Source organism: uncultured Romboutsia sp. (genome assembly GCF_958366745.1).
Taxonomy (GTDB): Bacteria; Bacillota; Clostridia; order Peptostreptococcales; family Peptostreptococcaceae; genus Romboutsia; species Romboutsia timonensis.
The window spans coordinates 1-9802 of sequence record NZ_CATXCO010000076.1 but is presented as its reverse complement, the minus strand read 5'-3'; the positions used below and the strand labels follow the sequence as shown (position 1 = coordinate 9802).

Annotated in this window: 9 protein-coding genes and 2 pseudogenes; 4 read left to right on the top strand and 7 right to left on the bottom strand. The window is 25.6% G+C overall.

The window, feature by feature from the left end; translation table 11 throughout:
* A partial coding sequence (locus tag Q5F54_RS06795; RefSeq protein WP_302334136.1) for a YaaA family protein occupies positions 1–462 on the bottom strand: 462 nt, incomplete at its 3' end.
* Between the two features lie 124 nt (positions 463–586).
* Between Q5F54_RS06795 and Q5F54_RS06790 the strand changes: the two genes are divergently transcribed.
* The 3 genes and pseudogenes from Q5F54_RS06790 (at position 587) to Q5F54_RS06780 (ending at position 3311) form a co-directional block, all read left to right on the top strand.
* Positions 587–1897 carry a hypothetical protein gene (locus Q5F54_RS06790; protein ID WP_288526307.1) on the top strand — a complete coding sequence of 437 codons (1311 nt, stop codon included), beginning with the start codon at positions 587–589 and terminating at the stop codon, positions 1895–1897.
* Between the two features lie 90 nt (positions 1898–1987).
* Positions 1988–2299: pseudogene (locus tag Q5F54_RS06785) on the top strand (Spx/MgsR family RNA polymerase-binding regulatory protein); the annotation flags it as partial.
* A 142-nt stretch (positions 2300–2441) separates the two neighbouring features.
* Complete coding sequence (locus tag Q5F54_RS06780; protein WP_281537731.1) at positions 2442–3311, top strand: HD domain-containing protein; 870 nt, start codon at positions 2442–2444, stop codon at positions 3309–3311.
* Positions 3312–3515: 204 nt separating this feature from the next.
* Here the strand turns inward: Q5F54_RS06780 and nhaA are convergent, their stop codons facing one another.
* Both nhaA and Q5F54_RS06770 read right to left on the bottom strand, forming a co-directional pair.
* Positions 3516–4715: a Na+/H+ antiporter NhaA gene (nhaA, locus tag Q5F54_RS06775; protein WP_302334135.1), complete on the bottom strand. Its 1200-nt coding sequence runs from the start codon at positions 4713–4715 to the stop codon at positions 3516–3518.
* A gap of 132 nt (positions 4716–4847) precedes the next feature.
* Positions 4848–5309 carry a DUF4829 domain-containing protein gene (locus Q5F54_RS06770; protein WP_071120415.1) on the bottom strand — a complete coding sequence of 154 codons (462 nt, stop codon included), beginning with the start codon at positions 5307–5309 and terminating at the stop codon, positions 4848–4850.
* Positions 5310–5454: 145 nt separating this feature from the next.
* Here Q5F54_RS06770 and deoD point away from each other — a divergent pair, with 145 nt between their 5' ends.
* A complete protein-coding gene (deoD, locus tag Q5F54_RS06765; protein WP_281537730.1) occupies positions 5455–6165 on the top strand; it encodes a purine-nucleoside phosphorylase in 711 nt (236 codons plus the stop codon).
* A gap of 62 nt (positions 6166–6227) precedes the next feature.
* On the opposite strand, the gene lexA is transcribed toward deoD, so the two are convergent.
* From lexA to Q5F54_RS13230, 4 genes and pseudogenes are all read right to left on the bottom strand, one after another.
* Positions 6228–6854: a transcriptional repressor LexA gene (gene lexA, locus Q5F54_RS06760; protein WP_281537729.1), complete on the bottom strand. Its 627-nt coding sequence runs from the start codon at positions 6852–6854 to the stop codon at positions 6228–6230.
* A gap of 97 nt (positions 6855–6951) precedes the next feature.
* Positions 6952–8106 (bottom strand): tyrosine-type recombinase/integrase, encoded by a 1155-nt coding sequence (locus Q5F54_RS06755; protein WP_302334134.1) that lies wholly within the window; start codon positions 8104–8106, stop codon positions 6952–6954.
* Between the two features lie 1090 nt (positions 8107–9196).
* Positions 9197–9325, bottom strand: a complete 129-nt coding sequence (locus tag Q5F54_RS06750; RefSeq protein ID WP_281538292.1) for a hypothetical protein — start codon at positions 9323–9325, stop codon at positions 9197–9199.
* 240 nt (positions 9326–9565) lie between these two features.
* A pseudogene (locus tag Q5F54_RS13230) lies at positions 9566–9802 on the bottom strand (hypothetical protein); the annotation flags it as partial.

Below are 9802 nucleotides of genomic sequence, written 5' to 3'. Positions count from 1 at the left end.
AATGATGTAATCTGTTATTTTATTTTTCCAGAACTTATATAAATCCTTTCCATTTTTATTTTCAAGTTTAGCTTTCATTTCAAGCCTGTAAGGCTCTATTAAATCTAAAGGGGATAATATTCCATATAAACCAGATAAAATCCTTAGATGGTCATTTGCAAAGTTAAAATCATATTCATTAAAATCTGAAGTATTCATAGAATTAAATACTTCTCCGTCAAAAGCAAGTATACTTTGAAGCTTTTTATTATTAGAATCTAATAAGTTTTGATATCTATCATAATTTAATTTAGATAAATCTTCACTTAAATTCATTAAATTACTTATTTCTTTTATATTTAGTTCTTTTAGTATACTTATAAGATAATTTACGTCTTCTTTAAATACTGGATTAGAAGAGTTTTCTAAATTACTATCTTTATCAAAATTCATAGTAGTTGCAGGAGATATTATAGTTATCAAGTCATTCACCTCTTATTTTCATATTTTATTAATTATATACCATAATATTAAAAATTTAAATCTATATATTAAACTACTTATTATGATATAATAATATATACTATAATATTACAGGGGTGGGTAAATGGCTAAAGTAATTAAAAATGCAATATCTTCTGAATATTTAAGGTACAAAATAGATGAAGATATAAGCATTTATGAAGGACGTTTCTGTATTTACTTAGACAGAAAATATAGATGTAGTGGTATAATCTATTACAAAATGACTCCTCCCATATCTATAAATTTTAAAGCACAGATACTATTCGTTGAAGACGAGGATGTTGATTTAGAATTAGATTATGACAATGCAATACTTGAGATGTATGGATATAAACCAATCTCAATAACTATAAATGCTAGAAATGATTTTAATATGGAGGGTTATATAAATGACAATCATATAAAATCGAAAAATTCTTTTGTAGATTATGTTGATTTTAATATAGTTAATTTAGATAAGTTTCCAGGTGATTTGATAAAGCATGTTGATAAATTATTTGCAGGCAGAATAGAGTTTGATATAGGTGATTTTCATATTACTATAGATAAAAGATATGATTATAGAAGAGAGCTTAATGATGAACTAAAATCTAAATCAGGTTTCCTGATAACTCATATAGGTCGCATTAGGCGAAAAGATAATAGACCTTTTAAAACTAATAGTATTATAAATTGCTTAGATAGAATATCTACAGCACTTAGTTTTATGTGTGGTAGGTATATAGGCATATGTCTTGCTAAGGGATATAAAAATAATAATAATACATATAGACTATGGATAGAAAATATAGTTACACCTTTTAGATTTGTTCCAACTTGGACAGACACTATTTCAAATCATCATAATATAGAAAAGTATTTGTCACTTATGTGTAATAAATTAGAGGATGGTTATTATGGACCAGCTATAAAACATGTTATAGATTGGTATATAGAATCACTTGGAGATATAACCTTAGAAAATAATATAATATCGATTCAAATTGCCTTAGAAGCTCTTTCATATATAATTCTTGTAGAAAAAGAAGGTTTATTAGACGATGAGCAATTTGATCAAAATAATGCTTCTAAAAATATTAAATTGGTTTTAAATGCTTGTAATATACCTCATGGAAGTGATGAGCTTGAATTATTTGATGATTGGATAAGAGGTAAGTTTGATGATGGAGTAGACCTTGTAATATATTTTAGAAATAAGATAGTTCACCCAGTTAGAAAAGATAATAGAGCTAATTTAACAGTAGAAGATATGTGGAATATAATCCAAATAGGGACAAAGTATATTGAGCTTATAGTTCTTTCTTTTATAGGCTATAAAGGTGAGTACTCGAATAGACTTAAAGAAAGATGGTTTGGAGAAGTCGAAGTTGTACCTTGGAATAAATTAGATTAGATTATTTATTTTAGGGTATATAGATATATAATAGAAAGGATGATAAAGATGATAAAATTTTATGGATATTCAAAATGATCTAGCGTAAGAAAGGCCAAGGCTTGGCTTGAGGAAAATAATTTAGAATTTGAAAATATAGAAATAGTTAAAAATCCACCAAGTAAAGAAGAACTAAAAGAAATGTATGAAGTAAGTGGATATGAACTTAAAAAGTTTTTTAACACTAGTGGTGTAAAATATAGAGAACTTGGTTTAAAAGATATCGTAAAAACTGAATCAGATGAAAAGCTTTTAGATATATTATCAAGTGACGGAATGCTTATAAAAAGACCTATAGCTTATGATGGTAAAAATGTAGTTATAGGATTTAAAGTAGATGAATGGAAAGAAAAGCTATTATAATTTAATTAATATTAAAAATAAAGAAGTTATCTCTTTAAGGGATAGCTTCTTTTATTTTTAATATTAACTTATGATAAGTACAAATTCAGCATATAATAAATTCAATACATTAGCTAAATAAAAATAAACGGAGTGCAGCATTATGTCTGAAAATAAAAATTCATATACAAAGTTTATGATTATGAAAAAGCTATATAAAGACGGAAATAAACAAGTATATCTATTAAGTAATAAAAATGGATATAAAAAAGGTAAGTTATCAGTTAAACACAATCTTAATATGGGAGAAGTTATAGAAGTAGAGGATAGTATAGAGGGTACAATTGATATTTCAGATTTTGAATACGTAAAAGATTTTAATTTAGAGGACTACCTACCATCTGTAAAAAGACCTATAAATGATATTATGTTTGATATCGAAGAAATAACAAATGAGTGCATAATTTCTGAAGAAGGAAAGATTCTAAATGATTACTTTTTTAATGATGAAAAATTCTTAGAGGAATTTAAACATGGTATCGGTGGAGTTTCAATGCATCATAATTATATAGGAGGACTTGCTGAACATACTTTAAATGTAATGTATTTAACAAAAGTACTTTGTGATAGATATAACTGTAAAAGAAGAGAAGTGGCTGTTTTAAGTGCAAAACTTCATGATATTGGAAAGCTTTATGAATTAGATTATAAAGGACCATTTAAGTATACACTTCAAGGTGAGTTAGAAGGTCATATTGTAATTGGAGTTCAGATGATCGATAAAGCTTTAAATGAAATAGATTATCCATTTAGTGAGGACTTTATAAGACGTATTAAAGGGTGCATAACTCAACATCATGGTAAATTAGAGTATGGATCTCCTAAAGCTTGTAATATGGAAGAGTCATTTATATTAAATTATGCAGACACTGTAGACGCTACAATGAATAAAATAGAACAAATTAAAGAAAACACTAAAGAAGATACTTGGTCAGATTATGATAGAAGAATAGAGACTAAATTATACTTATAATAAGTAAGTAGCCAAGGTAATAATATGTAAAACTTGGTTACTTATTTCAGTATCAGTAACTTTATTTTTTAAACCCAGCCCACCTGGAGAAATGGCATTTTACTTTATAAAATAAAATTAAAATGATAAAAACTTTATTTTATAAAGTAAATACTTAATTACATGCAATTACAATTTAGAATTTTTTATAAAGAATACTATTTTTTAAGATATTAAATATTTATTAGTTAATCTTGTAGTTTTATTTTTTAACTTACATACATATATGTAAATACTTATTGTTAAGAAGCTTGCCGCTATAGATATAGATGCAGAAATAAGTATTGCCATTTTAGCTATATTTACAAGTGTTAGATTATGAATAAATGCTAGTTCTGATATGAATATAGACATGGTAAATCCAATTCCAGCAATAAGTGATACAAAAAATATAGCTAACCAACTTATATTTTTAGGTTTTTCTGTAAACTTAAATAAATCTCCTAAATAACAAAATAGCATAATACCTAGAGGTTTACCTACACTAAGTCCTAATATTATTCCCATATAAAGTGGTTTAGCACTACTTAAATCAATATTATATGTAAGTGATATTCCAGTGTTTACAAAAGCAAATAACGGTATAATAAATAGACTATTTATAGGTACTAATATACATTGTAATCTATCTAATGTACTTTTTCTACACGTATAAGATTTTGATGGGATAGTAATAGCTAATATGATTCCACTTATTGTAGAATGTAATCCACTTAAATGTACAAAATACCATAAACAAAGTCCACATATAAGATAATAGATAATACTTTCTATTTTAAATAATTTATTAGCTATAATTAAAGTTATAAAAATCGCAAATGAAATTATCAAATATGTAAAGTTTATATCTAAAGAATATACGATGGCTATAAAAGCTATAGATATTAGGTCATCAACAACAGCTAAAGATAATAAAAATACTTTAAGAGCAGGATTGAACTTATTAGAAAATAAAATAAATATACCTACTGCAAATGCAATATCTGTAGATATAGGAATGCAAAATCCGCTTAAAAATTGGCTATTTTTATTTATTAATATAAATATTAATGCAGGAACAATTACACCTCCTATAGATGCAAAGACTGGAAAAGAAGCTTTTTTTAATGATGATAGATTACCATATAATATTTCAGACTTTATTTCTAAACCTGCAACTAAAAAGAATATAGACATTAAAAATTCATTTATAAACATATGTATTGAAAATTCATTTACTATGTATATGTCATTTAATATATAGTCGTACATATTTTTTAGAGGAGTGTTATAAATAAATAAAGCAAATATAGTTGCAATCAGTAAAAAGATACTAGTAAGAGCTTCAATCTTTATACTTTTTTTATAAGTACGCAATAATCTCAATTAAATTCACCAACCAATTGTAAAATTTTTTATTCATTATAAATTAACTATAAATAAATGTATGAGATTAGTATTATAAATATGATAAGTACAACGTATATATAAATTTAAAAGCAGCTTAAACTAATTAAGCTACTTTTTAGATAATTCTATATTAAAATCATTAATTAACCACTCACCGGATTGGTCAGTAATTAATGAACATAAACTTTCATAAGTTTTGCTATCTGTTTCATTTTCATAATTAACACTATAGTTTATTTTAAAGATTTTTAAGTTTTTATCATGTAGAGGGTTATCTTTTAGGTAATCACTTACTAAATTCATATCTGTTTCTTCTTCAATTTTTATTAAATGTATACTTTTTATATTATCAATTTGTAATTTTAAATCTGAAATTTTATCTTTTGTAACTAATTTTGAAATTGAAGCTAGATCTTTTTTATTAATGCATTCTATATAATTATAAATAGTAGATTTTGCATTGTTATCAATAGGTTTAGACTTGAAAGTAAGTATAAATGATAGGATTAACATGGGTATTAGTATTAATATAGAAAGCTTCTGATTATTTTTGATAAAATATCCCTCCATATAAAAAATTTCCATTTATAGTATAGAAAATATAATCTTACTTATAGTATACTACTATAGGTACCAAAAAATGAATTAATAATCATTTATTTGGGAATACATTAATTATATGTACATACAATAACAAAATTAGGAGGCAGAATAAATGAGCACACCAACACCACACAACAATGCAAAATTAGGTGATATAGCAGAAACGGTTTTATTACCAGGAGACCCATTAAGAGCTAAATTTATAGCGGAAACTTTTTTAGAAGATGTAGTGCAATATAACACTGTAAGAGGGATGTTTGGATATACAGGATACTATAAAGGAAAAAGAATATCTGTTCAAGGATCAGGTATGGGTATACCATCTATAGGAATATACTCTTATGAGCTTATACATTTTTATAATGTTAAGAACTTAATAAGAGTAGGTTCAGCTGGAGCTATAAACAAAGATTTAAAACTACACGATATAGTTATAGGTATGGGAGCATGTACAGATTCAAACTATGCTTCACAATATAATTTACCTGGAACTTTTGCTCCAATAGCTAGTTATGAATTAATGCAAAAAGCTGTTGAAGTTGCAAAAGAACAAGGAACAAAGGTAGCAGTTGGGAATATTCTTTCAAGTGATGTATTCTATAGTGATGCAGGATTAGATAATTTAGCTAAATGGCAAAAGATGGGTGTTCTTTGTGTTGAAATGGAAGCAGCAGCTCTGTATATGAATGCAGCTAGAGCTGGGGTTAATGCTTTAACGATACTTACTATTTCAGATTGTCCTCTAACTGGAGAAGAAACAACATCGCATGAAAGACAAGTAGCATTTACTAAAATGATGGAGATAGCTTTAGAATTAGCTTAATTAAATCACTTTATAAAACATATAGAAATAAAAAAAGATAAGGAAATGAAACCTTATCTTTTTTATTTTATAACTCTAAATACCCCAGTAACTATTCCTATAACCTCAACATCTTTGCAATTTAACATTATGGGATCCATAAAATCATTTTCTGGTTGAAGTCGTATCATATTATTATCTTCACTAAAAAATCTTTTTACAGTAGCATATTCTTTATGGATAAGGGCAACAACTATTTGTCCATTAGATGAAGTATTTTTTCTATCTACTATTACGTAATCTCCGTTTAAAATACCTGCATTCATCATACTGTCACCTTTAATTTTTAATACAAAGTTATCATTACCCTTTATAAAATTAGCAGGGAATGGGATATATTCTTCAACATTTTCTTCAGCTAATATTGGTTGTCCAGCAGTTACTTGACCAACTAATGGTAGGTTAAGTACTTCATGATTAAATGTTGTTTTGTTTCCATCTAAGACTTCAATAGCTCTAGGCTTTGTTGCATCTCTTCTTATATATCCATATTTTTCAAGTTTATTTAAATGTGAGTGTACGGTAGATGTAGACTTTAAACCAACAGCTTCACATGTTTCTCTAACTGAAGGTGGATATCCTTTAAGTGCAATTTGTTCCTTGATAAACTCTAGTATCAATATTTGCTTTGGGCTTAAATCTAAATACATAAAAGCTATCCTTTCTAATTTTAATTTATAATTATATTGTAACACAATGAATATATTTATACAAACGTTTGTTCTTGAATGTATAAAATAACATTTTTTAAATATTTAAATCTTTATTTTCATCTTCTTTATCTTCATCAATCCATTCAAAATTATTAACAATATCTCTTTTAACATGCTTTTTATGTGCAGCATAAAGCTGTGTTGTTGTTACATTATCATGATCTAGTAAATTTTGAACATCGTATATAGAAAATCCACTTTGAATTAGAGAAGTTGCTGCAGTAGCTCTTAATTTATGAGGGCTATAACCGCTTTCTCTTGATGTTTCCATGGAAATAGATGTATATTTCTTTACAAGTTGTCTGATAGCCTTAGGATCCATTCTCTTACGTTGAAGAGATAAAAATAGGGTATCCTTATATTCTTCTTCTAAAAGTTCACTTTGAGGCCTTTCATTTAATATGTAATCTTTTACAACAGATTCACAGGTATGGTTAATTGGCATTAAAACTTCTTTACCTCTTTTTCTATAAATTTTAAATTCACCTCTAGAAAAATTAAAAGATGAAATATTCAATTCTCGAAGCTCATTTAATCTAAGACCATAGGTAACAAATAATGCTAAGATAGCTTTATCACGAAGCCTAGTTTTTCTCCAATAAACTTTTTCTTTGTCTGTTAAACCGTAACCAGTATCAACAGCATCTAACATTTTTGCAACTTCATCAATCTCAAGTCGCTTTATAGCGTCTGGTTGAGGCTTAGGAAGCTTAATAGGGTTAAACCCATCTGTTATGTTGTTATCTAGTTGATCATTCCTATATAAAAATTTAAATAGAGTAGATAGTGATGATTTTTTTCTAGCTAATGCACGACTATTATTCTCAAATATTAAAGTACTTTTCTCAGTATGTTTATAATATCTACTACAATAGTCACCTAAAAATAAATTAACATCCCTAGCCTTTATTTTTTTAAAATCTTCTAATGTAATATCAAAAGGTTTATCTGCACTTGTTATATCTTTTGTTTCTGTTAGATAAACACAAAAGAAGTGAATATCCTCTAAATAAGCAAGTCGAGTAGAGGTTGCTACAGATCCTTTTAGATAGATAAAATAATCTTTCATAAACTTAGGTAGTTTATTTTCTACTTTTATACATCTTTCTATTAAGACATTCTCTTTAAATACGATGTTATCTGGTTTATCTGATTTATTATGTATTTTTATAATTTTTTTATCATCCATATAAATTATCTCCTAAAATTTTTCATATTTATAAAATAACACATATAAACATTCATTTCAACTATCCCTTAAATATTGAAACGTATGATTTATTTAATGGATAGTTTGATATATTTGTAAAGCTATAAGGCAAAGATTATAGATGAAATAAGAAGCTTAATTTATATAATGCAATTTAAATGAATATGCATGCATATAGATAAAAGATTCTTAAGATATCAGATTAAGATTTAGAAATTGAATATAATTAATAAATTTTGGTTTTGATTAGATTTATTATTTAAGGTTTGATAAATGATTTTAATTAATTTAAATTAATTAAATATGATTAATAAATTATAAAAAAATAATTTATAAAATCATATATAAAAATATAAAATATGCATGCATAATTGATTTTTTATATAATTTGTAATTTAGCTATAAAATATAGGTTTTATACGAAAGTGGCTTATTTTAATACTAACTATACCCTAAATATACATTTAAAGGATAGTTCTATATAATAGAAAATTGCATGCTATAGCTCTCTTCTTTCGTTATTATATATGCATGCGTATTTATTATTTTTTATAATTACAATTTATTTATAATAAAAAAACAAATCCGCATGCATATTCATTTTTACATACAGATTTGTTTTTATTATAAATTTTAATATTTACATATCTTTTAAATTTTTTAATTATTTTCAGTAATTTAATTATAAAATTTATTTTTCTATTTCACTTAATTATTCTAAATTAACTTTAAACCCACCTTATAATGTTTCTACCTATACAATTTCTATATTATTATCAACGCTTAGTATTTTTATTGTATTTTCTTTTTAATAATCATCAACTAAAATATATTTGAGCGTTTTTGATTAATATTCGTATATAAACGTATAAAATTTAATGGTATATTTTTATAAACCCCGAATATTAAGCCATTAAGTCAAACTTTGAATAGATAAATTAATTTTATAGTTCGTATAATTTCTGTAGAAATATTAGATCCAATTGCATTAGACACTTTAAGCAAATATATATCTAGCTTTTTCCATAAATTCATCAGGGTTGCTTTCTGGTGCCATAAATTCAACTTTTTAACCAAGAGCTTTAAAATGCTTTTTAGCACACTTTATTTTAGATTTTTCTTCTAGGCCTGTTTCCATTGCCATTTTGTCTATCGTATTCTTTGAAGAAAACATTCTAGGTGAATTTATTCTAGGCATATTTTTTATATCTTCTATGGACTTTCTAATTAATTCTTTACTATCAAATTCTAAATAATAAATAGTTTTTGATTTTATTTTATTCCATAGAGCTATAAACTCTTCACTCTCTAAAATAGAATAGACTTATTAAGCTGAACCTTTTTCTTTTTAGTAGCATCTTTAATTTCATAATCTAATATTAGTATCTCTTTCTATTTTACTTTGTAGCCCGGACACGAGTTTTGAGTAAGATTCATTTCTTTCTCCTTCTTGGTTTACACAAAGTCTAAGTCCACGACCCAATTTCTTGTCTTCTACTTATATAAGTGCCTTTACATTCCTTCAACGTACATATTTTGAAAACATTTTGATTATCCCAGTCTTCCATTAACGCAGAATGTGAGAATATAAACCTAAGAGGATTATCTATACTTAAAAGTTTTTCCTAACCCTTCATAATTAAATTATAAGCATACTTACCTTTAATTGGATTAT

Bases quoted from the DNA above. Each gene is read 5' to 3' on its own strand.
- Q5F54_RS06790 (WP_288526307.1), top strand. From the start codon at position 587: ATGGCTAAAGTAATTAAAAATGCAATATCTTCTGAATATTTAAGGTAC.
- Q5F54_RS06755 (WP_302334134.1), bottom strand. From the start codon at position 8,106: ATGGATGATAAAAAAATTATAAAAATACATAATAAATCAGATAAACCA.
- deoD (WP_281537730.1), top strand. From the start codon at position 5,455: ATGAGCACACCAACACCACACAACAATGCAAAATTAGGTGATATAGCA.
- Q5F54_RS06780 (WP_281537731.1), top strand. From the start codon at position 2,442: ATGTCTGAAAATAAAAATTCATATACAAAGTTTATGATTATGAAAAAG.
- Q5F54_RS06770 (WP_071120415.1), bottom strand. From the start codon at position 5,309: ATGGAGGGATATTTTATCAAAAATAATCAGAAGCTTTCTATATTAATA.
- lexA (WP_281537729.1), bottom strand. From the start codon at position 6,854: ATGTATTTAGATTTAAGCCCAAAGCAAATATTGATACTAGAGTTTATC.
- Q5F54_RS06750 (WP_281538292.1), bottom strand. From the start codon at position 9,325: ATGCCTAGAATAAATTCACCTAGAATGTTTTCTTCAAAGAATACGATA.